Origin of the sequence: Sulfuracidifex metallicus DSM 6482 = JCM 9184 (assembly GCA_032834875.1) — an archaeon.
In the GTDB taxonomy this organism is placed as follows: Archaea; Thermoproteota; Thermoprotei_A; order Sulfolobales; family Sulfolobaceae; genus Sulfuracidifex; species Sulfuracidifex metallicus.
The window spans coordinates 97,748-117,981 of record CP135238.1 but is presented as its reverse complement, the minus strand read 5'-3'; the positions used below and the strand labels follow the sequence as shown (position 1 = coordinate 117,981).

General features: G+C 37.0%; 30 protein-coding genes and 2 pseudogenes. All 32 read right to left on the bottom strand.

Annotated features, from left to right (window positions below):
- Positions 1 to 4 precede the first annotated feature (4 nt).
- Positions 5 to 248: pseudogene (cedA1, locus tag RQ359_RS00780) on the bottom strand (DNA import protein CedA1).
- Between the two features lie 30 nt (positions 249 to 278).
- Positions 279 to 827, bottom strand: coding sequence for a (d)CMP kinase (gene cmk, locus RQ359_RS00775; protein ID WP_054838623.1), 549 nt, complete (start codon positions 825 to 827; stop codon positions 279 to 281).
- Positions 824 to 1,081 (bottom strand): eL34 family ribosomal protein, encoded by a 258-nt coding sequence (locus RQ359_RS00770; protein ID WP_054838624.1) that lies wholly within the window; start codon positions 1,079 to 1,081, stop codon positions 824 to 826. The genes cmk and RQ359_RS00770 overlap by 4 nt, the downstream gene beginning before the upstream one ends.
- 14 nt (positions 1,082 to 1,095) lie before the next feature.
- Positions 1,096 to 1,452, bottom strand: a complete 357-nt coding sequence (locus RQ359_RS00765) for a hypothetical protein (protein ID WP_156016300.1) — start codon at positions 1,450 to 1,452, stop codon at positions 1,096 to 1,098.
- A 95-nt stretch (positions 1,453 to 1,547) separates the two neighbouring features.
- Positions 1,548 to 2,135, bottom strand: a complete 588-nt coding sequence (locus RQ359_RS00760) for an adenylate kinase (RefSeq protein ID WP_156016301.1) — start codon at positions 2,133 to 2,135, stop codon at positions 1,548 to 1,550.
- Between the two features lie 2 nt (positions 2,136 to 2,137).
- Entirely contained in the window at positions 2,138 to 3,535 is a 1,398-nt protein-coding gene (gene secY / locus RQ359_RS00755; protein WP_156016302.1) for a preprotein translocase subunit SecY, read from the bottom strand.
- Between the two features lie 16 nt (positions 3,536 to 3,551).
- The gene (locus RQ359_RS00750) at positions 3,552 to 3,986 is read right to left on the bottom strand and encodes an uL15 family ribosomal protein (protein ID WP_156016303.1); all 435 of its coding nucleotides are present in this window, start codon (positions 3,984 to 3,986) and stop codon (positions 3,552 to 3,554) included.
- A gap of 2 nt (positions 3,987 to 3,988) precedes the next feature.
- Positions 3,989 to 4,453: a 50S ribosomal protein L30 gene (locus tag RQ359_RS00745; protein WP_054838627.1), complete on the bottom strand. Its 465-nt coding sequence runs from the start codon at positions 4,451 to 4,453 to the stop codon at positions 3,989 to 3,991.
- A gap of 7 nt (positions 4,454 to 4,460) precedes the next feature.
- Entirely contained in the window at positions 4,461 to 5,105 is a 645-nt protein-coding gene (locus tag RQ359_RS00740) for a 30S ribosomal protein S5 (RefSeq protein WP_156016304.1), read from the bottom strand.
- 2 nt (positions 5,106 to 5,107) lie between these two features.
- The gene (locus RQ359_RS00735) at positions 5,108 to 5,698 is read right to left on the bottom strand and encodes a 50S ribosomal protein L18 (RefSeq protein ID WP_054838628.1); all 591 of its coding nucleotides are present in this window, start codon (positions 5,696 to 5,698) and stop codon (positions 5,108 to 5,110) included.
- Positions 5,695 to 6,153, bottom strand: coding sequence for a 50S ribosomal protein L19e (locus tag RQ359_RS00730; RefSeq protein ID WP_156016305.1), 459 nt, complete (start codon positions 6,151 to 6,153; stop codon positions 5,695 to 5,697). The genes RQ359_RS00735 and RQ359_RS00730 overlap by 4 nt, the downstream gene beginning before the upstream one ends.
- Positions 6,146 to 6,559, bottom strand: a complete 414-nt coding sequence (locus RQ359_RS00725) for a 50S ribosomal protein L32e (protein WP_054838630.1) — start codon at positions 6,557 to 6,559, stop codon at positions 6,146 to 6,148. The genes RQ359_RS00730 and RQ359_RS00725 overlap by 8 nt, the downstream gene beginning before the upstream one ends.
- A 1-nt stretch (position 6,560) precedes the next feature.
- The gene (locus RQ359_RS00720; protein ID WP_054838631.1) at positions 6,561 to 7,106 is read right to left on the bottom strand and encodes a 50S ribosomal protein L6; all 546 of its coding nucleotides are present in this window, start codon (positions 7,104 to 7,106) and stop codon (positions 6,561 to 6,563) included.
- 13 nt (positions 7,107 to 7,119) lie between these two features.
- Positions 7,120 to 7,521: a 30S ribosomal protein S8 gene (locus tag RQ359_RS00715; protein ID WP_338116954.1), complete on the bottom strand. Its 402-nt coding sequence runs from the start codon at positions 7,519 to 7,521 to the stop codon at positions 7,120 to 7,122.
- A gap of 6 nt (positions 7,522 to 7,527) precedes the next feature.
- A complete protein-coding gene (locus RQ359_RS00710; RefSeq protein ID WP_083476976.1) occupies positions 7,528 to 7,692 on the bottom strand; it encodes a 30S ribosomal protein S14 in 165 nt (54 codons plus the stop codon).
- On the bottom strand, positions 7,692 to 8,234 hold the full coding sequence (locus RQ359_RS00705; RefSeq protein ID WP_054838633.1) for a 50S ribosomal protein L5: 543 nt from the start codon (positions 8,232 to 8,234) through the stop codon (positions 7,692 to 7,694). The genes RQ359_RS00710 and RQ359_RS00705 overlap by 1 nt, the downstream gene beginning before the upstream one ends.
- 1 nt (position 8,235) lies before the next feature.
- Positions 8,236 to 8,955, bottom strand: a complete 720-nt coding sequence (locus RQ359_RS00700; RefSeq protein ID WP_054838634.1) for a 30S ribosomal protein S4e — start codon at positions 8,953 to 8,955, stop codon at positions 8,236 to 8,238.
- Between the two features lie 13 nt (positions 8,956 to 8,968).
- Positions 8,969 to 9,373 carry a 50S ribosomal protein L24 gene (gene rplX, locus RQ359_RS00695; protein WP_054838635.1) on the bottom strand — a complete coding sequence of 135 codons (405 nt, stop codon included), beginning with the start codon at positions 9,371 to 9,373 and terminating at the stop codon, positions 8,969 to 8,971.
- A gap of 11 nt (positions 9,374 to 9,384) precedes the next feature.
- Positions 9,385 to 9,801 (bottom strand): 50S ribosomal protein L14, encoded by a 417-nt coding sequence (locus RQ359_RS00690; protein ID WP_054838636.1) that lies wholly within the window; start codon positions 9,799 to 9,801, stop codon positions 9,385 to 9,387.
- A 5-nt stretch (positions 9,802 to 9,806) separates the two neighbouring features.
- Positions 9,807 to 10,142, bottom strand: coding sequence for a 30S ribosomal protein S17 (locus RQ359_RS00685; RefSeq protein ID WP_054838663.1), 336 nt, complete (start codon positions 10,140 to 10,142; stop codon positions 9,807 to 9,809).
- Positions 10,143 to 10,146: 4 nt separating this feature from the next.
- Positions 10,147 to 10,398: a ribonuclease P protein subunit gene (locus RQ359_RS00680; protein WP_156016306.1), complete on the bottom strand. Its 252-nt coding sequence runs from the start codon at positions 10,396 to 10,398 to the stop codon at positions 10,147 to 10,149.
- Between the two features lie 80 nt (positions 10,399 to 10,478).
- Positions 10,479 to 10,706, bottom strand: coding sequence for a 50S ribosomal protein L29 (gene rpmC, locus RQ359_RS00675; RefSeq protein ID WP_156016307.1), 228 nt, complete (start codon positions 10,704 to 10,706; stop codon positions 10,479 to 10,481).
- Positions 10,703 to 11,431 (bottom strand): 30S ribosomal protein S3, encoded by a 729-nt coding sequence (locus RQ359_RS00670; protein ID WP_054838637.1) that lies wholly within the window; start codon positions 11,429 to 11,431, stop codon positions 10,703 to 10,705. Before RQ359_RS00670 ends, rpmC begins: the two co-directional genes overlap by 4 nt.
- A gap of 1 nt (position 11,432) precedes the next feature.
- Positions 11,433 to 11,906: a 50S ribosomal protein L22 gene (locus RQ359_RS00665; protein WP_054838664.1), complete on the bottom strand. Its 474-nt coding sequence runs from the start codon at positions 11,904 to 11,906 to the stop codon at positions 11,433 to 11,435.
- A gap of 5 nt (positions 11,907 to 11,911) precedes the next feature.
- On the bottom strand, positions 11,912 to 12,331 hold the full coding sequence (locus RQ359_RS00660; RefSeq protein WP_156016308.1) for a 30S ribosomal protein S19: 420 nt from the start codon (positions 12,329 to 12,331) through the stop codon (positions 11,912 to 11,914).
- Between the two features lie 33 nt (positions 12,332 to 12,364).
- Positions 12,365 to 13,078 carry a 50S ribosomal protein L2 gene (locus RQ359_RS00655; RefSeq protein ID WP_054838639.1) on the bottom strand — a complete coding sequence of 238 codons (714 nt, stop codon included), beginning with the start codon at positions 13,076 to 13,078 and terminating at the stop codon, positions 12,365 to 12,367.
- 10 nt (positions 13,079 to 13,088) lie between these two features.
- Positions 13,089 to 13,334 (bottom strand): 50S ribosomal protein L23, encoded by a 246-nt coding sequence (locus RQ359_RS00650; protein ID WP_218185296.1) that lies wholly within the window; start codon positions 13,332 to 13,334, stop codon positions 13,089 to 13,091.
- A 2-nt stretch (positions 13,335 to 13,336) separates the two neighbouring features.
- Complete coding sequence (gene rpl4p, locus RQ359_RS00645; protein ID WP_054838665.1) at positions 13,337 to 14,131, bottom strand: 50S ribosomal protein L4; 795 nt, start codon at positions 14,129 to 14,131, stop codon at positions 13,337 to 13,339.
- A 7-nt stretch (positions 14,132 to 14,138) separates the two neighbouring features.
- Positions 14,139 to 15,152 carry a 50S ribosomal protein L3 gene (locus RQ359_RS00640; protein WP_054838641.1) on the bottom strand — a complete coding sequence of 338 codons (1,014 nt, stop codon included), beginning with the start codon at positions 15,150 to 15,152 and terminating at the stop codon, positions 14,139 to 14,141.
- Between the two features lie 65 nt (positions 15,153 to 15,217).
- Entirely contained in the window at positions 15,218 to 15,943 is a 726-nt protein-coding gene (locus tag RQ359_RS00635; protein ID WP_276608302.1) for a putative RNA uridine N3 methyltransferase, read from the bottom strand.
- Between the two features lie 53 nt (positions 15,944 to 15,996).
- Positions 15,997 to 19,134 (bottom strand): annotated as a pseudogene (gene ileS, locus RQ359_RS00630) (isoleucine--tRNA ligase); the annotation flags it as partial.
- A 73-nt stretch (positions 19,135 to 19,207) separates the two neighbouring features.
- On the bottom strand, positions 19,208 to 20,221 hold the full coding sequence (locus RQ359_RS00625; RefSeq protein WP_054838666.1) for an isocitrate/isopropylmalate family dehydrogenase: 1,014 nt from the start codon (positions 20,219 to 20,221) through the stop codon (positions 19,208 to 19,210).
- Between the last annotated feature and the right edge of the window lie 13 nt (positions 20,222 to 20,234).

The following is a 20,234-nucleotide window of genomic DNA, read 5'->3' as shown; positions in this document are numbered from 1 at the left end:
CAGATCACACTTGTCCTGCTATATAAGAAATGAAAGAGAACACCGTGGAGCCAATTGCTATCCAAAAAGCTGCTAGTACGGCATCCTCTATGAAATCTTGTCCAGTCCTCTTTACTTTAAATATTGGGATCGGAGATCCTCTTATGGCCCCATCCTGAAGCCCAAGCTAAAATAAACAAAGCCCAAGCAGCGGTAGTAACATCACCCGTTACGGTATTAATCAAACTTACTATGCCAGCTCCTCCCATCTTAGATCAAAATAATATCGGAGCTTCAAACTAGACTGTCTTAAACGAAAGTGAAATAACTTGTTCTAAAAGGTTAGCTATTTCCTGAGGGGATAATTTGGATGTATTTAGAGACAAATCAAATAGAGATATGTCAGTAATGTCTATTCCATAGTAAAGCATAAACCTTGTATAATGGCTATATTCTCTGCGCATAATTTCAAGTAGAGCTTCCTCGTACGTCGTTTTATCCCTTATCGATATCCGCCTAGCCCTCTCTCTCAGCGGAGCGTTAAGGTAAAATGAAAGATCAGAATATTCCTTGAAAAGCCATCCTGCTATATGAGACTCAACTATAATGTTCTTCATGGACTTTCTAGCTTCTAAAATTTGATTTAAAATTTCGTTATCTAATTTGCTATCTATCGAAAAATCCTTTTCTGCTATTTTATTAAGCTGCAGAATATCTATCTCCATTTCCTTAGCCATCTTCCTAAATATAGAACCTGCAGAAACTAAATCGGCTGAAATGTCTTTAGCTATAATCTTAGCGACGCTGGTCTTTCCGCTACCTGGAGGGCCGCTTATGGTAATAATCATAAACTTCCTCTATATGATTTCTTTATTAATCTTTCAAGGCATGAGTGACAAAGCGTTCCTCCATAGGGTCTATTAACCTTCTTCTCTGACTTTGAATGTTTATGGAAATTATCTTTGACTCCGTTCAAGGTTTTACCGCATTTACATTTAGGGGTAGAATTCTTCTTTGATTCATAATGCACGTTTACTTTTCCACTTGGCGTTCTAACTTTTATTTTAGAAATTGATCTTGATCTCAAGTAAGGCTTAGGCATAAAATAAATGAAAATTAGAACCTTTTTAAATTTGACCTAAGGGATAGCGACGTGAATACAAAATAAGACGCGATGAACTCCCATAATGAACCTCCAGGTATTACTATGTTAGAATCAGACTTGATAGTAAAGAGAGGAATATAGACTGGAAAGTTTAAATTGAAGTAGAAATAACCAAAGACTATAAATAAATCTATAATATAAAGAATTACGAGAAAAAGGGATTGCATCATAACGTAACTTCTCAAGGATGACATGTAGCCTTCCACCTCTTTTGAAACTTTCTTAGAAATTCTTTCTCTCCTTTTTGAAGAAGATATCTCATTTACTCTCTCTTCATATGCACGAATCTTGTCTAACAAAGAATCCATTCTATTTTTTAAAAATATCCTATAAATTAAATATAGAAAGAAATTAGAAAAAAAGGAAATGATTAATATTAAGCCTATTCCTTCGATCCCAGTGATCATAATAGCGAACCTATAATCTCATTTGCTGCCTTTATACAATTTCCTTCTTCATTGAGTACTATCTTAACCGATGCTCCAACTAGAACTGCTGAGGACATTGCAGCGAATCTAGCAAAACTTATAACTTCATTTATAACTTCCTCCGAACTATAGTCGGATCTTGATCTGTTCTGATCTCTCCTCTGTCTATCCAGTATAGATTTAGGATCAGCCTCTAATAAAAATATTACATTAGGATTTATAACTTCAATTACGTACTTAGGAAGTCCAGGAAGATAACCAGAGGGAGTCTTTATCACGGCATGAGTATCAACAAGTCCTATTCCATTATTACCTAACTCTGAGAAATCTTCTATTATCCTTCTTGAAGCGAGCGTCTGTAGTTCCTTTTGCTTCTCGACTGGCAATTTTCTCATTTGATCTCTATTTTCAACATATTTCTCTTTTATAGCAGTATTTAGCATATAATCTCCATAATTAGCTATCTTGAATGGTATATTTTTTTCAGTTAATAGTTTTGAAGCTCTGGAAATTACTGTTGTTTTTCCTACACCTGGTATACCAGTTACGATACCTACTTTCATATTCACTCCCCTATTATTCTCTTTAACAAAGGATACATCTCTAAAGACCTCTCATAGGCTAATAAATTATAGTACTGAACCGCAATCACCACAGCTAAAAGTATTCCTACTCCAGTTCCATATGCTCCTAGCAGAGTAGCAGCCACAGCAATAACTCCCACTATTATGGAGCTGAAGAAAGCCAAAGGATAAATATACTTTGCAAGTATTCCTTCAATTATCTTTGGATTGCTCCTCATACCAGGTATCTCTATTCCAGCATCAGCTAATTGCCTTGCTTGAGTAGTTGGATCTAATCCCGCTACATCTACCCACAGAATACCGAAGATTACACATAACACTATGAATACTATTGAGTACTCTAATGCTCCTAAAGGATCTAGCACTACTGAGTATATGCTATGAGGTATCGTAGTGTTTGGAGGTGGAAAGAAGAACAATGAGTCTATGTTATTTAGAATTCCAGCTACTGAAGGGGATACGTAGGATGATATCGACGAGAAGAGCTCTATATCAGAGCCTAAAACACTTACAAATATAACTGGTATGCTACTCACGTAAAGGAAGTTTAATGGTATAGTTCTCCTAATGCCTCTTAGTTTTTGAGAAGTAACTGGAATTTCTATTACCATAGTAGTCAAATAGACTATAATAAATATCAAGGAAATAGTGGTTATTAGACCAACCAGATCTGGTTGGAAAGGCTTACTAGTATCTACAATCACGTTTAATATACTACCTCCAGAAGCTATTGTGGATATTAGCGTAGGGAAAAATCCCACGGGCAAATTCTGAGAGCTCACATTTACTATTCCAAACATATCCCAGAACATAATTTTAAGTACTCCTGCCATTATAAAGAGACTTACTCCTGATCCTAATCCCCATCCTTTCTGAACTAACTCGTCTAGCATGAGAATTATATAGGTTGCTACTATTAGCTGTGCAGTCACAGCAGAAACAACAACTAAAAGCGATCCTGTAAAAGTGGAACTTCTAGTTAAAACATAGCCGAAAAGTAACGATTCAATTAAAATGAAAATGAAGGCTAGACCTTTCTGCGCTTCAGTAAACTTTGCTTTATCATCTTCATTATTCAGATTTATATTAATTAATTTAGATCCTACTAATATTTGCATTATCAAACCAGCCGTTATAATAGGTCCTATACCTAACTGTGCTAACGTACCTGTAGTTGAGGCAAAAATCACTTGCTCCAGCAAGAAATTGTTAAAACTAGTTGCCTGAATTCCGTATAAAGGCGTTGATGCCATCACCAGATAAATTACAACTGCAACTATAGTCCACAAAAGCTTCTGACTTAAAGATGGCTTTACCTTAGGTTTAGCCGTCGCAGGCAAGGATTGACCAAGCTTTGCCAGAACATCTACGAATGACATTAAAACTCAAAAAAAGTTATGAGGTAGTACCTAATATTACTTGTCCTCCTACTTCATTTACCTTTTCTACGGCACTTTTAGAGGATTTCTCTACCTTTATAACAATAGGAAAACTTAGCTTCCCTCCTCCTAATAGCTTATCGTATCCAAACTTGGAAAGATCAACGAATTTCTTTCCTTCGTTTTCCTCAACCTTTATATGACCATTTCTTACCATTTCGTCTAACTGCCTTAAACTAATTGCTTTAATTTGAATAGTTGTAGGGTTTACGAAACCATGTTTTCCATACCATCCCTTCCCATATTTTACTACCCAAGACCATTTATCCTTACTCATTCCTATCTGTCTTCCTCCTTCTACACCTCTGTCTCTGTGCTGACCTCTGAGACCCCAGCCCATGGTCCTTGATCCTCTCATTTTCCTGCTTTTTTTACTTACTCTAACTGTCATGCTTAGATCATCCTCTTAACTAGTTCATTAATCTTTTGTCCCCTGTAGCCAAATTCTCCTTCATCTTTAAAAGGTCTCTTCACACTGCCCTTGAAACCTCCCCTAGGTGGATGCAGCCTTAGCGGCAAAGAGAAGGTATCATCTAGCTCATGTAACTTAATCTTACCTTCCACTATAGCTTGCTTAAGATTAGATGTATTCTCAACTCCAACAGACTTCAGAGCCTCTTCAATAGTCTTGCCCTTAGGCTTAAGCTTAGAAAGCAACATTGATAGTACTTCATCCGAAGGTTCCCCCCAAGTTACATACGGCTGTACCTTTATTAGCATACCTTTTAGAGGACTAGTGTCTGGATATAACATTGCATTAAATACTCTGCTTAGCCTAAGATTTCTCAGCGTCTCCTCTATAAACCAAGGAGAACCAGCTGATCCCCTCAACCTGATAATCAACATGAGATTGCTCATACTTTCTTCACCTCCTCCTAGCCCAATCTGTTGAAGTAACGAAGTTGTAGGTATTATATAGCGCAGCGTATCCAGCCCTGATAAAATTCTCGGTAGTTCTAGTTTCTCCACTTGTAAATGACCATGCATCTCTTATACCAGCATAATTAAGCAGTATGCTCAAAGTCTTACCTACAACTAGACCTGTTCCTTTCGGTGCTGGTAGTAACTCAATGCTCACGCTACCCGACTTACCGCTAACTCTGAAAGGTAAACTATGGGATTCACCGCAAGTACACTCCCAACTTCCACATCCCCTTCTTACTGGAATAATATTCAGCTTTCCATCTCTTACTGCTTTCTGTATCGCTACTCTCAATTGCTTTGCTTTTCCTAGGCCTATTCCAACATATCCATCATAGTTCCCCATAACTACTAAAACCTTATATTTGGAAATCTCTCCTGCATCTGTCTGCTTCTGAACCATCTTTATGTCTACAACTTCATACTTTAATTTAGGTAACAGAGCCTCTATAATTTCAGGTTCGGTTATCTTATAATTCCTATCGAATATCTCTTTTATGGAGGAAATTTTACCCTCCTTTACTAACTGACCCAACTTTGTCCTAGGTGTCCACTCATCTAAATTAGAAACTGGTACTTCCTCTGCCATTTTCATCCACCGTTTTCTTTTATCTTATTAAAAACTTCCTCAAAATGAGAGGGAAGATCCTTAGGATTCAATCCCCTCTTTAAGTACCTTGAAAAAAGCTTATTGAAAATCTCTGGATTTTCTTGCTCTAATTTAGAAGCATACTCTGCTATATGTTCGCCGCGTATTCTCTCCTCTATTATTTGTACATCGCCTAATGGAATCTCTAGTCCCGCATCAACGGAACCTTTAGCTGCATAAAATATCCTAGAACCAGTTATAGCTTTAAACATGCCTATATCTAAAACTGCAGACTTTAGTCCTACCTTAACTGCCCTTTTACCAGCTAGATAACCCGTAAGATATACGGCTGATGTGTTATCAGTATCGCCCTTCCAACCGAACTTCTTAACTAACTCTATTGAATGTGCGGATGCTAGTACTTTATCCCCTTTAGGATCAATATCATAAAACTGCACTACAACATGTTGATTAGTAAGCCTCACTACTTCCCTTATAGCACTAGTAGAGACGAAAACGTAACGCCTATAATAGTTTGTCTTACCCTCCTGCCTCCGTCTAAACTTTAAATTATAATTGGCGCCCTTGCTCATTGAGAGTCACCTTTTATTAGACCCTGCTGTTTTAAGGTTGTCCTAACGTCGGCCAGACTCCTAAACACTCCTCCTTTTGCCTTCATATAGTATTTTCTATAAGTATGACTATCTATTATTCCATTGTCTCTTAGCCACTTTAAGTATCTTCTTATTTTTCTAATTTTATTAACCCACTCGTCTTCTCTCCTAGCTCCTTTCCTGCCTTTTCTGCTGCCATAACCTTTTCCTTCACTTTTCTTATGCTTCTTGTAACTTCTTAGCTTCTTTCTCCCAGAGCTTATACCCTTCTTTCTTTCAATTATTATTTTTCCATCCTTTATTAAGGACTTTATATCAGACCTAGTTAAAGATTCTGCCACCTCGTCCGCGAAATCTGGCAATATTTTGACTCTACTTGTACCTGCTCCTGTTATACTTGCGGCTATTCTTTTTTGTACCTTTAAATTACTCATAAACACCACCATTAGCTAGCCTTAAATTAAGTTCTCTAGCTTTCTTTATGATTTCAAGCCTCTTTTTAAGTCCAACGCTACTGGAAATTATAACTATCACTTGATTGGCTTTTGATTGTAAGGAATCTAGATCTTTTAAGTTACTAACCAACACTGGAGCTAAACCACTGGGATGAAGATTACGAACTTCTTTAGGTTTTCTATATCCAGGTTGCGCTAACGGAGGAAAACCTCTTATCTTTAGCCTTGACTTGTTATCCCTTCCTCTTGGTTTCCTCCACGATTCCTGCCTTTCTAATCTAAAATATTTATCTGCGTCGTACCTAACAAAGTCTGGTATATTATTCCTTGACTTTGACCTTAATCTTTGAATTTTTCTCCTTACGGAAAGTACTTTTGATACCATTTTAACTTAACACCTCTTTTTTATACAAAAAGATACCGTCCGAAAATACTCTCTTATCAAAACCCCTTATCTTAGACTGCGTCTCTATATTTGCAGCAACATGAGAAACTTTTTCTAAATCTATGCCTTCTACAGTTATATCTTCTCCCTTTACTGTCACTTTAACTCCTGGATATATCTTAACTCTCCTTATGTCCTTTTCTCCTATCAAGTTAGTTATCTGAACTTCATCTCCAACAACTTTCACGCTCATAGGAAAGTGAGTTGATATTATCTTCAAAGAATAACGGTAGCCTTTAGTTACGCCTTCTATCATATTTAGTATATGCCTCTTAACAGAATATATAAGGGCCTTTTCCTTTCTGTTTAGGAAGGTCGACATTAAAATTACTTTATTTGCATCCAGGGATATTTCTATCTCCTTAGCAAAGGAAAAGTCTCTCTCAATCTGACCTTTTTTACCATTAACTGTTATTTTCTTACCGTCTATCTTAACTTCCACTCCAGATGGAATCTCTATTTCTTCCTTTACAACTATTGACTGCATGACTTTTCACCTTTTAGAACACGTAGCCTAGAGCTACACCACCTAACCTATTGGCTGCTGCCAACTTGTGTGACATTATACCCTTTGAAGTCGACACTATAATTATTCCTATTTCTTTAGATGGTAAATATTTTCTTACATGGTCTGGCAAACTAATCATATCCCTATATGATAGAGAATATCTTGGCGTTATTGGACCACACTTATTTACACGCCCAAGTAACTGGACGACTACCTTACTCCATCTACCATCATCTATTTGCTCAAATTCGCCTATATATCCTTCTTTTTGCATTACTCTGAGTACATTTATAACTAATTTTGAACCTGGCATTATTATGGCCTGATTATGCCTTCTTGCCTCATTGTTATATATCGTAGTTAGAGCATTCGAGAGAGGATTAACCATCACCACTCTGCATCACCAATACTTCTTGAAACCCAGATCAGAAGATACTTCCCTAAAACATTGACGGCAAAGATAAATCCCGTATTTCTGAATAACTGAATCTGTGCTTCCACATCTACGGCAATACTGAACTCCTCTTCCGTACTTTCTTTCTGCTGGAGGTTTGAATTTGCCCATTATGATTCACCCGATATTATTGTAACACCAAACTTCTGCTTTAAATAATCTATGACTTCTTCTTTAGTAACTCTATGCCTCTTAGGTATTCTAGCAGACTTACGCTGTCTCCTCGCTACTCTATAGCCAGGCCTTATGAACGTTATAGCAACATCTAAACCAAATATACCTATATCAGGATCATAATGAGTACCAGGAATTACTACGTGTTCAGATACACCAAATGCCACATTACCATATCTATCAAAGCTACTATCTTTAATTCTGTTATTTATTGCTGGAAGAACCCTAGCAAGAAATTCTTCAGCTTTCTTTCCTCTTAACGTTGCGGCAACTCCTATAGGAGTCCCCTTCCTTACGTCAAATTCTTTTATAGATTTCTTGGCCCTAGTATATACTGGCTTTACATCTGTCAATTCCTGAACTAATTGATATGCCTTCTGCAACCTCTCCCCAGATTCTCCTAGGCCTATGTTTACAGTAACTTTCTCCAGTTTAATTTGACGCATTTTATTTTGAGTTTGAATTTGAGCCTCTGCCATTCTACTCAAGCCTTATTTCAGGTTTTTCCTCTCCTATAACCATTACATTCTTTAAGTTAGTTTCATATTTATATCCAGCCTGATTCTCCACAGTAACTAAGGAATAGGCATCAACCTTATATTGAGCTTTCTTTATTGAGGAAATCTTTCCATGTGCGCCGACGTTTTTACCTCCAGTTATTATTCCATATGCACCCTCCTTCATCTCCAAATGCCCTATTATATTCTGACTTGGAAGTTCTATTTTCAAAGTATCTCTAGTATGAATTGACTTGGCTTTCTCTTCATTAACTAGAATATTTCTTCCGTCGTCCAAATTAAGTTGAGTCCTCTTCCCCGTTAAAGTTGTCTTATTGGCTACTTTAACTAACTTATAAGTGGCATCCTCTGAAGTAATCTTAACAAGAGTTATATAATCAGTGGGGTGTGGCATTGCTCTAAAATAAAGCGATGCTGATGGAATAGCTATCACATCCATGACACCAATAGGATATCTATAATCCTTCCTTATCCTTCCGTCAACTAGAACTTTTCCTTGCGAAACTATAGCTTTTACTTCCTTTATAGAAGTCGCAACTTTTAGCTGATCCCTAAGTACTACAGCTAAAGGAACGCTAAATCTCGCCCTATGAGGACCAGGAGATGGTCTTACCACCCATTTATATTCTTTCTTATTAACAGCAAGAAATCCAGGAGCCTCAAATCTCGTAAAATGTACCACTATTTTTCACCTTTTAACTCGTAGAAGTGTTTTGCTTCCTTTCTAAAGTTTTCTTCCTCTCAGAAGCTTTTCTCTCTATGCTTTCTCTCCTCCTATTGTCGCCCATATCAAGCTTAGTTATCATAACCTTAGAGGAATGAATCATTACGTAAACTGGAGTTCCATCAACCTTCTTCCTTGATAAACCTTCAATGCCTATTCTTCCAGTTCTAGTATCAATAACTGCCACTTTTCCTTCAGTTCCTACATGCTGACCTCTCGTTACTTTCACTGTGTCTCCTTTCCTTATGCTTATCCTGGTAATTCCTTGTTGGGATTTAATTTCATCTGTCACTGGTGCAACTAACATGTTTTTCCTTCTATGTAAAGGAGCATTTCTAATCTCAGATCTCTGTTTTGATGGTTTTGAAGAAACCATAAGTTCTCACCTTAAATTACAATAGTAGCTTGGCTAGCTATTTTTGGCCATCTTTCAGCAGCTTCCCTAGCCACTGGACCTCTGATCTCAGTTCCCTTCGGAGTACCGTCTGGATTTACAATAACAACGGCGTTATCTTCAAATGAAATCCACGTTCCGTCTGGCCTCTTAAATGGCATACGCTGCCTTATAACTACAGCCTTAAACTTCTGTTTCCTAACTTCGGGAGATCCCTTTTTCACTGAAACCATTACTAGATCTGCTATATTTGCAAAAGGTACCCTTCTTAGAACACCATGATAGCCATAAACTCCAATTATCATAGCTAATTTTCCTCCGCTATTATCAGCTACAGTCACCTCCGACATATGTTGCAGTGCTGGTGTTAGACCTTTTCTCGAACCTAATACTTGAAGCTTCTCCGACATTTATTTCACCTCTTTCCTAAAACTACAAATGATATAGATTTAGCTAGCTGTCTAGTCTCGCCAATTATAACTCTATCTCCCTCTTTAACGTCTAGACATGGAGGAATATGAGCGTGGATCTTGCTCCTCCTTTTCTCATACCTCTTGTACTTACTATTATAATAAAGATATTCTCTCTCTACGACTCCCATGTTCCTTGCTCTGTATTTCACTAAAAGCCCTTCATCTATCATGCCCCTAACTCTTAAAGTTCCATGATAGGGACAGTTATTATCTTGACATTTATTTGAGGGAACGGATACCCCCTGTACGCCTACCTCTTTTACTTCTGAGAACTTCATAAAATCACCTAATCTTTTTTGACCTTTTCCAAGGTTTACCTAGCAGTTTGTCCCCTCGTATAATATAAGATTTTCCTTGCGACGATAAAAGGAAGACCCCATTTGGCTTATAGACCATTATTTCCTTTCCGTTGTCCTTTTTTATAATTAGAAATTTTTGGGTTTCGTATACTATTTCCCCTGATATACCTATTAGATTAAAATCAGAATGAGATAAAATCTTCACTTTGAAACCTATCACATCAAGAAATTTCATGAGAAAACGAAAGCAAAGCCTAGATAAAAATCTTATTATAGTAAAAATATAGAAAAATTATAAAAGTAATAGATGCAAAATTATAGCTTGGATTCATTTGACTGTGATTTCGATGCTTTTTCCATCTCGGCTTTTATAGTTATTAGCCTAGCTATATCCTTTCTAGTATTTCTTATAGATGACGTATTTTTCAACGTTCCTATCTTAGATTGTAACCTTAATTTCATTAACTCCATTTGCAATTCCGCTATTTTGTTATCAATATCTTCCATCTTCATTTCTCTTATTTCTTTAGGTTTTATGGTCATGATTCTCCACCTCTAGTTTTTGTTTCGTCATTCTTATTTCCTCCTTCATTATCTATGAAGGAGACATTTGTAACTGTTATTGCGCCTTGTGAAGGGGCAGGAGATTCTCCACCTTCTTCATTCATGTTAACATCTTCGTTCAAAGACATCTTGTCAATTGGATTTAGAGGCTTAGTTATTACTACCTCTACTCCAAATATACCAGGCTTTAGAGTAGCTATTGCTATGGCTCTATCTACCATATAATCAAGACTCTGTCCGCTCTTATATACAGTACCTTCCTTTAGCTTTTCGTAGCGTGCCCTTTCAGAGCTTAACTTACCGCTTATTACTACCTCTGTACCTAAAGCACCTGCGTTCATTATTTTTCTTACTGTAATGAAAGCGGCCCTTCTGAAATGATAACCCTTTTCCAAAGTAATTGCCAACCTAAATGCCATAACCCTAGCGTCCAACTCTGGCTTTTCCACATTAGTAACGGTAATTTGAGGATTCTCTATCTGGTAATGTTTTTCCAATATCTGAGCTAACTGTTTTATTGTTCTTCCTCCTTTCCCTATTATCATAGCTGGTCTTCCCGCATAGATTATTACACGCGTACCTATAGGACTTCTATTTATTTCAACTCCAGAATATTCAGCGTTATAGAACTGCTTAGCTAGATATTGATCGACCATAACTCTAGTCATATATTTTTGAAGGAAATACTTTCTGACGTTAACCATTTTACTCGACCTCTGCTACTACCACCTCAATATTTGAGGTATATCTATATTTCTTGGACGATCTACCAAAAGCCCTTGGAATAAACCTCTTTAGGGTAAGCCCTTTATGAGCTGCTATATGAATTATCTTCAATTTTTCTGTATCCAAACCTTTTGAATTTGCATTAACTTCAACATTATCGAGTAACTTCAACACATATTTCGCCGCTTTACGCGGATATCTGCCTGCCTTTATCCCCCAACGTTGCTCTAATCCAGGCTTGTGTGAAGCGCCAGTATTATATCTCCAGTAAGGGACAGCTTCTTTCATTTCTATAACATTCTGTAGATAAGACTTTGCCTCAGTAAGACCCATTCCCCTCACTGCCTTGCATACGTTATAAAGATCTCTTATAGACACAGGTGCTTCTCTAACTAAACCCTTCGCTATCTTTGATTCCTCATATTGAAGTTCAGGATATATCCACTTGCCCATTTTTATCATCCCTTCATGGCCATGAATAAGCTTGACCTTGTTGCCTTTAGGCCAGGCTCTCCATGCTCTACCTTCTTCGTCGTTATTGAATATTCTCCCAAATAATGCCCAATCATTTCAGGAGTTATAGTAAATTCTACAAATTCCTTTCCATTAAATACAGCCATCCTTAAGCCAACCATTTCAGGTAATATAACTAGGCTACGTACATGAGTTCTTATAAGCTTGTTCTTTCCCTCTCTTCTGTATTTTCTAATTTTCTCTAAAAGAGCTCTCTGAGCATCAGTAAAACCTCTGTTTATAGATCTTCTCTGCCTAGAAGGAAGCAACTTTAGAAATTCATCCATAGGCATAGACATAAGCTCATCTAAGGTCTTTCCTCTATATTTAAACTTCCTCCATTCCGGCAATATTTCGATTGACATACAAATACTCACCTTCTGTTAACTATTTAAAACTCACTTGCTTTCCCTCCTTCCGGTCCTTCTAGCAGCTATATGCCCTACCTTTCTTCCTGGAGGAGCGTTACGAGATACAGTAGAAGGTCTGCTTACACTAGCGTGAAGACCTCCTCCATGAGGATGATCCACAACGTTCATTGCAACTCCTCTAACATGGGGCCATTTCTTCGCCTTGGCTTTGAATCTCCAGTAATTGTTTCCGGCCTTTAAGATTGGCTTTTCGGTTACTCCACCTCCCGCAACTATGCCTACTGTAGCTCTAGCGTCGGATTCGACCCCAATTATTTTGTCAGAAGGTAATTTTATCATAACTTTGTTACCAGATTTTCCTATAATTATTCCATAACCGCCGGCTACTCTTGCATACCTCCCTCCGTCTCCACGATTTTTTTCTATATTACAAACGAGAGTTCCTTCAGGTAAAGAAGATACTTCTACTATATTTCCCATAGAGGGATTAGTTCCTCCTACTTCAATTTTCTGGCCTACCCTTAGTCCTTGTACGGCTTGCGTAAAGAATTTTACCCCATTCTCTAATTTTATCTCTGCTAGAGGAGCTGCAATTCCAGGGTTATGAAGAATGTCTATAACTTTACCTATATAATGACCCTTTATGTTAGGATATCTAGCTTTCCCTACTTTCAACCAACCTGGATTTCTAAAATTTATATTACCCCTTCCTGCCCTCTGTTGTAGTAAACTCTTACCCATTCATCTCACCTTAGAATATACCTAGTTTACCAGCTAAATCACTGGCTTTATATTCTGGAGAAAGCCTAACAAAAGCTCTCTTCTCTCCCCTTGGAGTTATCTCAGTATTTACCTTCTCTACTTTTACACTAAACAATTCTTCTACTTCCTTTTTAATGTCAGACTTAGTAGACTTTCTATCTACAACCAATACTATAGTGTTAGTGGACTCGATTAATTTGATTGCTTTTTCAGCTGCTACCGCACTTAATATCACGTTCATTTAGATGCACCTAACCTCTTTTCCAGTTGAGTAATTGAGCTTTCCGTATAAATTGTTAATCTACCGGGATGTCCACCAGGAGCTAGATGAATTACACTTACTTGTTTAGATGTAATGACATCTGCACCAGGAAGATTTCTGAATGCTTTTACTATAGGTAACTCGGGTGAATGAACTACCAGCAAAGGACCTATAGGTTCCTTATATCTTCTACCTCTCATTTTACCCCTTCCAGACCTTATCTTCGTACCTTCCTTAACTCTTTTTATATCGTCAATAATTCCAATTTTTTCTAATAATTCCTCGACATCTGAAGTTGATGATAGCTGTGCCACCTCATCCTTTACAATTATTGGAAGAACTGCAACTGTAAACTTATGTCCTCTCATTTTCACTACATTTTCATCTGCAGTAGCACTTAAAGCACTTATCACTGCGTTTCGCATCTCTTTTCTATTTATATACTCCACTATCTTTTCCCTGGGAGAAGGAGGAAATGCTGCTCTTCCGCCTACAGTATTAGGTGCCAGAGCTGCATCTCCAGTAATCTTTACCCTAGGTACTCTTGCCATACCTAAGTTAATTCCGAAACTTTCTGCAGACGTTCTTCTACCAGCATTGGGATCTCTTCCCTTTGGCTGCAAGGATTTGGTAAAAGATGCATGAAATGCTCTTCTTATTAAATCGTTTCTTATTGGATAGCTAAATATTAAAGGAAGCTTTATTTCCCCTTCCACTTTTCCTTCTTTTCCAATTATTTGAGATTTCTTTTCTAATAACTCAAGATATATCATCTAATCACCCTTGTTTACTAAACGTGTCTATATATGTAATTTGTGGAGCCTCTGCTGCCAACTGGAAAGGCCTTATAGGATATCTTAAGAAAAGTGGCCTACCCTTAGCTCCCTGAACTGAACCTTTTATAACTAAATAGTTACTGGTTATAAGGCCATAGTTGACAAAGCCTCCAGCCGGATTTATTTCTGCAGGATCGGCTGAAATCTTCAATATCCTCTTATTATAGTCAGTCCTTCTGTGAAATCCCATTTGCCCTGGCTGAGGGGTATAGCTTGGAGTGCCCAAAGATGGACCTTTGGTACCGGCTTTTCTGCTTCCCTTTCTGTGTTTATGCCACCTAGGTAATTCAACTACGCTGTACCTTTTAACTACCCCTTGGAATCCTTTTCCTTTGGTAACTCCAATTACATCGATAAGCTGACCAACTTTGAAAATCGAATCTACTTCAACTGGTTTTCCTATTATATTTAACGCATAGTCAAGCTGTGCCTTTATATCGCCTCCTCCTATTTGTACCTCAGAGATGTCGGGGGTTTTCTTGCCTAACGACTTTACTTTGCTTGACATAGATCCTGCAATTACTCTTATATAACCAGCTTTTTCCAAGTTTTGTTTTATTTTTTCTAAAGATTTCTTGTTATCTTCTACATGTAACTTAAAATGCGATATTCTTCTCTCCAGCTGTAATTCTTTCGGAAGTTCCTGAGCCCAAAATTCCCCTATAATACTTCCTTTGGGTGTATAAGCTCTTATCGCAATTGGAACTATTGGAGGAGTTTCAATTACTGTAACTGGCACAAAGATCTCTTTTCCAAATGTCTCTGATCTTTGCTTGTCATTGACCATATAAACGTGAGTCATTCCGGCCTTATAACCTATGAAACCTAACAGAGTAGGATTACTGCCTTTTATAGATGGCCAACTTCTGGGCGTTGGCAAGAACTCTGATGACCTTTTCCTGGGTCTTAGGCCCGCGGAACCACGTCTTGGTGAAGATAACTTACGATGACCCATTAGCCTTACCTCTTATGATCCACTATCTCTTTTTCCTCTCGTTTAAAAGACTATCGTGGCTTTCATTAGTTTATTATCATGTTTATTATGGATAAAGAAGATAGTAAAGCCTCTTCTGCTCTAACATCTCTTACACCTTGTTTAGGAATAAAATTGTAAAACTCTATCTTGTTATATTGTTCTTTTTCTTCATTTCCATTGCAGGAAGATATTTTTCTAATTATCCCGCCCTTTGGTGGACCTATTATTAATGTTATACCAAATTTCTCATAATTATTCTTTATCTCAAAGTAACGTTCTAAAGGATTATTTCCACTTCTAGTGCCTACTATCGTGAAGGATGATATAGCTGAGCAAAATCCTTCTTCATCTATTATTTTCTGAGCGGCTCCTGAATATAGCGTAAAATCTGGATAACTGATCGCTCTTCTTTTTATTGAATCGATGACCATAGAGTAACCGTCGTTATAAGGTGTATCAACGTCTATTCCGAAATTCCCTTTCCTGCCTATTCTTACTTCGCCTTCCAAAGGCAAGGCTTGTTGAGGATGAGAAGGTAGATTGACTGGACTTAATAGGCCTGCATATTTTAGTTCATTTTTTATCGGAAAATCTTTCTTTAGATATGAAGGTAATATAGAATACTTATATAGTTCACATATAATTTTATTAATGTCCTTATTTTTTACGTCATCTATCCAAATCAAATCATTAACTCTGAATATTGAAGAAACTCTCATTATGAATGAGAATTTTTCAGTTATATATCTAAGATCTCGTTTATCAAACAATGATAAAAAAAGGACAAGATTCAAGGGTTTTCTACGAGGAATAAATATCAAGTTTATTTTACCTTTCTTATACCAATTGAATATTGTTCTTCTTCTATGTTCCAAGTCTTTGAATTGAACTTTGGCTCGGTTATAGTTAAGCTAATAGCTCTTACCTCGTTCTTAATATATTCTGACCATCTAGTTAGAATATCCCTCTTATCCTCGGGTGGCATAATTTCAACTTCTATGAAATCGGTGATCTGTAAACCTTGCTCCTTTCTCATGAATTGAATCCTTCTTATTATGTCTCTTATTATTCCTTCTTCTTCTTCCTCTTTTGATACTTCCTTATTTATTACAATAATGCCACCGTCGAATTTAGAGGATATGAAACCATCCTTGGTTTCCTCAGATACAGAAACATGGTTTTTCTTCAATTCTACTTCGGTGCCATCCAAGCTAACGATATGAGACCCTTTAGAAACTAAATCTCTCGCTATGTTTTCTTGATTCTTCTCTATATAGCTAACTATAGATTTAGAAAGCTGCTTAAATTCCTTTCCTATAGCGGATTTATTAGGTTCTACTTTGAAGCTGCTAAATTCCTTATAATGTGTAATAGGATAAAATTGTAGATCTTTAACATTCAAAATTGATGATAGTACAGCTTTAATCTCATTCAGACTTTTTAGTTCTTTTTCGTCCTCCAGGAAAACGTAAGCGATCTTTAAAGGCCATCTTAACTTTATCCCAGCCCTAGCTCTAGCATTAAGCCCGGCCTCTTCTATTTCCTTAGCCTTATTTATGGCTCTCTCCAGTTCTTCGTTTATATATTTCTCGTCCGGAATTGGTAAGTCCTCCATAGAAACGCTAGGTTTAGGGTTAACAACGAAGTTCTGATATACTTCTTCTGCTATATGAGGAATAATACTAGATAGCAATATAATAGAACCCTTTAAAATATTATATAAAACCGTATACATTGCAGTTTTAGTCATATCTTCGCCTTCTATCCACGCTCTTCTTCTTGCAAGACGTAAATAGAACCTACTCAAATCATCTTCAATGAATTGCATAATCAAATTTGCTAATTCGTGTACCTTGTAGCTTTCCATAGCGTCCTTTATGGTCTTAAGTGTCCTATTATAACGTGATAATACCCATAAATCAGAAATATCCATCCATTGCCTAACATTATCCAAGGAGTACTTAGCTGGATCATATTCATCTATTGACATGTAGGTAGAGGAAAACACAAATACGTTCCATATAATCTGTAACTCCCTTTTAATCAAATCCATAGAGTTCCATGAAAACTTAGCATCCTCCCAAGTTGTGTTCTTAAGTAACCATAATCTCAATACATCTCTTCCATACTTTTCTATAACCACAGATGGTTCTACATAGTTTCCTAGACTCTTGTGCATTTCTCTTCCTTGTTCGTCCAACATGAAGCCATGTACTAGAACTGATTCGTATGGAGATCTATTCAGAAGTATCATGCCTGCTCTAAGGAGGCTGAAGAACCATCCTCTTAGTTGATCATGACCCTCTAGGACTAAATCTACTGGTCCTGCCTCCTTCCAGACTTCGCTCCAATTATGTCCTAGACTTGCATAGAACGCTACACCGCTGTCAAACCACACGTCAGCTACATCTGGAATTCTATAGGATTCGGATCCACATTTATTACACTTAACAACTACCTTGTCTATCCATGGTCTATGCAAATCATCAGGTATATCATTCAGAGCAATTTCCTTCAGCTCTTCCTTACTTCCTACAACAATAACATTACCACACTTAGAGCATATCCAAATTGGAAGAGGAGTTCCCCAGAAACGTTGTCTACTCACTACCCAATCTCTAAGATCTTTGACCATATTTCCTATTCTCACCTTACCCCATTCAGGTATCCATTTTACTTTATCTATTTGATCTAACATCTCAGATTTTAACTCAGTTACTTTTATAAACCACTGATCTATTGCCCTAAGAATTAACGGAGTCTTGCATCTCCAACATATTGGATACCTATGTACTATCTTTGACGAATAGAAGAGCGATCTACGTTCTTTTAAATCTCTAATTATCTCCTCGGAGGCATCCCTGACGTACTTGCCCTTATATCTTTCTACAGCCCCAGTGAATTTTCCTTGGTCGTCGACGAACATAATAACTGGCATACCATTTTTAGACCCAATAAGGAAGTCCTCTTCACCATGACCTGGTGCAGAATGTACTAAGCCAGTACCGTCTTCTAATGTAACTATATCCCCAGCGTCAACTACCTTATGATATTCTTCGTACTTTCTTTGAAAATCTAAGAAATCTTTCAAAGGATGTTCATACGTAGTACCAATTAATTTTTCACCCTTATATTCAGATATTATTTCATACTTATCTATTCCAGCCTCCTTCATTACTTGGCTTACCCTTGCTTTAGCTATTACATAAATCTCATTGTCAACCTTAACGTCTACATAATCGTAATCCTTATTTATCATTACAAAAACATTGGATGGAATAGTCCAAGGTGTAGTAGTCCAGATTAGTAGAAATTTATTATTTTCTCCTTTTATCTTAAATTTAACATATATTGATGGATCTTCTATGTCCTTATACTCTGAAACTTCATAATCAGAGAGAGTAGTTTCACATCTAGGACACCAATGAAGAACGGAGACTCCACGTCTAAGTAAACCTCTCTCATGAGCCTTTTTGATAATTAGCCAAGAATTGCTCATGTAGTCCTGATTGAGGGTTAGATAAGGGTTGTCCCAATCCATGAAAACTCCTACATTTTTGAAATTCTTAGTCATAGCATTAACATTTTCTAATGCAAAATTTCTACAATAATTAACAAAGTTCTCTATTCCTACCTTCTCAATTATTTCCTGCTTAGTTTTTATATTAAATTTTTTCTCCGTTGCTACTTCTATAGGCAAACCATGAGTATCATAACCAGGCTGATCATATACTCTCTTGCCGTTTAGCCTTTCGTACCTCAAAATGCAGTCCTTTATTACCTTATTCCATATGGTTCCTATGTGAGGGATTGGAGCTGAGGGATATGGAGGACCATCTATGAAAAGAAATTTTCCTTGCCTTTTTCCATTTTCCTCTTTTAGCTTATAGTATATTTTATTTTCATTCCAATATTTTATAATTTTATCTTCTATATCTTTAATATTAAATTTATTGTCTAGTGCCTTTACTGGAGATAATTCAGCCCACCAATAGGTCTTAAAAACATCTGGTTAAAAAATCTAAGAGGATCCTTTAGATTATCTTAGAAAATATCTCCGTAACTATTTCTGAAAGATTTGAAGAACCGCCTATATCAGGAGTTAACCTCTTTCCATCTGAATAAACCTTTCTAATTGCGTTCTCTAGTGATGACGCTGCACTCAAGTATTTTTCTTCTTTCGAAATTTCACCCATTCTTTGCAACATGAGGGACACCGAAAGTAAAAACGCTGTAGGATTAACAATACCTTTACCTGCTATGTCAAAAGCTGCTCCATGCACAGGCTCAAACATTGACTTATTATCTCCAATATTGGCTGATGGGGCTATACCTAAACTTCCAGCTATTTGACTTGCCTCATCACTTAGAATATCTCCATATACATTAGTTGTAACTATTACGTCGAAGTAAGAAGGTTTTCGCACTAGGTTAGCCGCTGCGGCATCCACGTACATTTCTTCGTAGTTTACTTTACCTTTCAATACTTCTCTACAAGACTTAGCAAATAGGCCATCGGTAATCCTCATTACATTGGCCTTATGAACTGCTGTCACTTTTCCTCTTCTTACTTTAGCATAGTTGAGCGCAACGTTGGCTATCCTTTTAGAAGCATACTCAGTTATTATTTTCATGGCTACGGCGTTACCTGGACTTGTAATAAATTCAAAGCCTTTATATAAATCTTCTGTATTTTCTCTTACTATTAACAAGTCAACATTGCTGTAAAGAGAATTTACGTTGGGAAGAGATTTGGCTGGTCTAATATTTGCATACATATCATACATCTGTCTGAGCCTTACAACTACATCCATGGCGGATTCTCCTACAGGTCCTTTCAATATTATATCAGACTTTGAGATTATCTCTATGGTTGATTTAGGCAATGCCTCGCCATACTTAGCTAAAGCCGAGTCGCCAGCTTCGGCCTCAAAGAAATCTACGTCTAACGAATATAGTTCCTTTAATTTAGCTAGTATTCTTTTAGACTCGGAATATATTTCCGGTCCTACACCGTCCCCAGGTAGAACTACTACATTAAAATGCATATATAGAGAAGGT

Excerpts from the sequence above, each read along its gene's own strand:
- cmk (WP_054838623.1), bottom strand. The coding sequence starts at position 827 with ATGATTATTACCATAAGCGGCCCTCCAGGTAGCGGAAAGACCAGCGTC.
- RQ359_RS00665 (WP_054838664.1), bottom strand. The coding sequence starts at position 11,906 with ATGGGCAAGTGGATATATCCTGAACTTCAATATGAGGAATCAAAGATA.
- RQ359_RS00660 (WP_156016308.1), bottom strand. The coding sequence starts at position 12,331 with ATGTCAATCGAAATATTGCCGGAATGGAGGAAGTTTAAATATAGAGGA.
- RQ359_RS00625 (WP_054838666.1), bottom strand. The coding sequence starts at position 20,221 with ATGCATTTTAATGTAGTAGTTCTACCTGGGGACGGTGTAGGACCGGAA.
- RQ359_RS00680 (WP_156016306.1), bottom strand. The coding sequence starts at position 10,398 with ATGAAATTTCTTGATGTGATAGGTTTCAAAGTGAAGATTTTATCTCAT.
- RQ359_RS00730 (WP_156016305.1), bottom strand. The coding sequence starts at position 6,153 with ATGAGTAATTTAAAGGTACAAAAAAGAATAGCCGCAAGTATAACAGGA.
- RQ359_RS00670 (WP_054838637.1), bottom strand. The coding sequence starts at position 11,431 with ATGGTTAACGTCAGAAAGTATTTCCTTCAAAAATATATGACTAGAGTT.
- RQ359_RS00750 (WP_156016303.1), bottom strand. The coding sequence starts at position 3,986 with ATGACAGTTAGAGTAAGTAAAAAAAGCAGGAAAATGAGAGGATCAAGG.
- secY (WP_156016302.1), bottom strand. The coding sequence starts at position 3,535 with ATGTCATTCGTAGATGTTCTGGCAAAGCTTGGTCAATCCTTGCCTGCG.
- RQ359_RS00740 (WP_156016304.1), bottom strand. The coding sequence starts at position 5,105 with ATGGCAGAGGAAGTACCAGTTTCTAATTTAGATGAGTGGACACCTAGG.
- RQ359_RS00710 (WP_083476976.1), bottom strand. The coding sequence starts at position 7,692 with ATGGGCAAATTCAAACCTCCAGCAGAAAGAAAGTACGGAAGAGGAGTT.
- RQ359_RS00705 (WP_054838633.1), bottom strand. The coding sequence starts at position 8,234 with ATGGCAGAGGCTCAAATTCAAACTCAAAATAAAATGCGTCAAATTAAA.
- RQ359_RS00745 (WP_054838627.1), bottom strand. The coding sequence starts at position 4,453 with ATGAGCAATCTCATGTTGATTATCAGGTTGAGGGGATCAGCTGGTTCT.
- rplX (WP_054838635.1), bottom strand. The coding sequence starts at position 9,373 with ATGGTTTCTTCAAAACCATCAAAACAGAGATCTGAGATTAGAAATGCT.
- RQ359_RS00765 (WP_156016300.1), bottom strand. The coding sequence starts at position 1,452 with ATGGATTCTTTGTTAGACAAGATTCGTGCATATGAAGAGAGAGTAAAT.
- RQ359_RS00770 (WP_054838624.1), bottom strand. The coding sequence starts at position 1,081 with ATGCCTAAGCCTTACTTGAGATCAAGATCAATTTCTAAAATAAAAGTT.
- RQ359_RS00725 (WP_054838630.1), bottom strand. The coding sequence starts at position 6,559 with ATGGTATCAAAAGTACTTTCCGTAAGGAGAAAAATTCAAAGATTAAGG.
- RQ359_RS00690 (WP_054838636.1), bottom strand. The coding sequence starts at position 9,801 with ATGTCGGAGAAGCTTCAAGTATTAGGTTCGAGAAAAGGTCTAACACCA.
- RQ359_RS00720 (WP_054838631.1), bottom strand. The coding sequence starts at position 7,106 with ATGCAGTCAATAGTTGTAAAGGAAGAAATAGAGATTCCATCTGGAGTG.
- RQ359_RS00760 (WP_156016301.1), bottom strand. The coding sequence starts at position 2,135 with ATGAAAGTAGGTATCGTAACTGGTATACCAGGTGTAGGAAAAACAACA.
- RQ359_RS00655 (WP_054838639.1), bottom strand. The coding sequence starts at position 13,078 with ATGGGTAAGAGTTTACTACAACAGAGGGCAGGAAGGGGTAATATAAAT.
- rpmC (WP_156016307.1), bottom strand. The coding sequence starts at position 10,706 with ATGACCATAAAACCTAAAGAAATAAGAGAAATGAAGATGGAAGATATT.
- RQ359_RS00640 (WP_054838641.1), bottom strand. The coding sequence starts at position 15,152 with ATGGGTCATCGTAAGTTATCTTCACCAAGACGTGGTTCCGCGGGCCTA.
- RQ359_RS00685 (WP_054838663.1), bottom strand. The coding sequence starts at position 10,142 with ATGAAGTTCTCAGAAGTAAAAGAGGTAGGCGTACAGGGGGTATCCGTT.
- RQ359_RS00735 (WP_054838628.1), bottom strand. The coding sequence starts at position 5,698 with ATGAGCAAGGGCGCCAATTATAATTTAAAGTTTAGACGGAGGCAGGAG.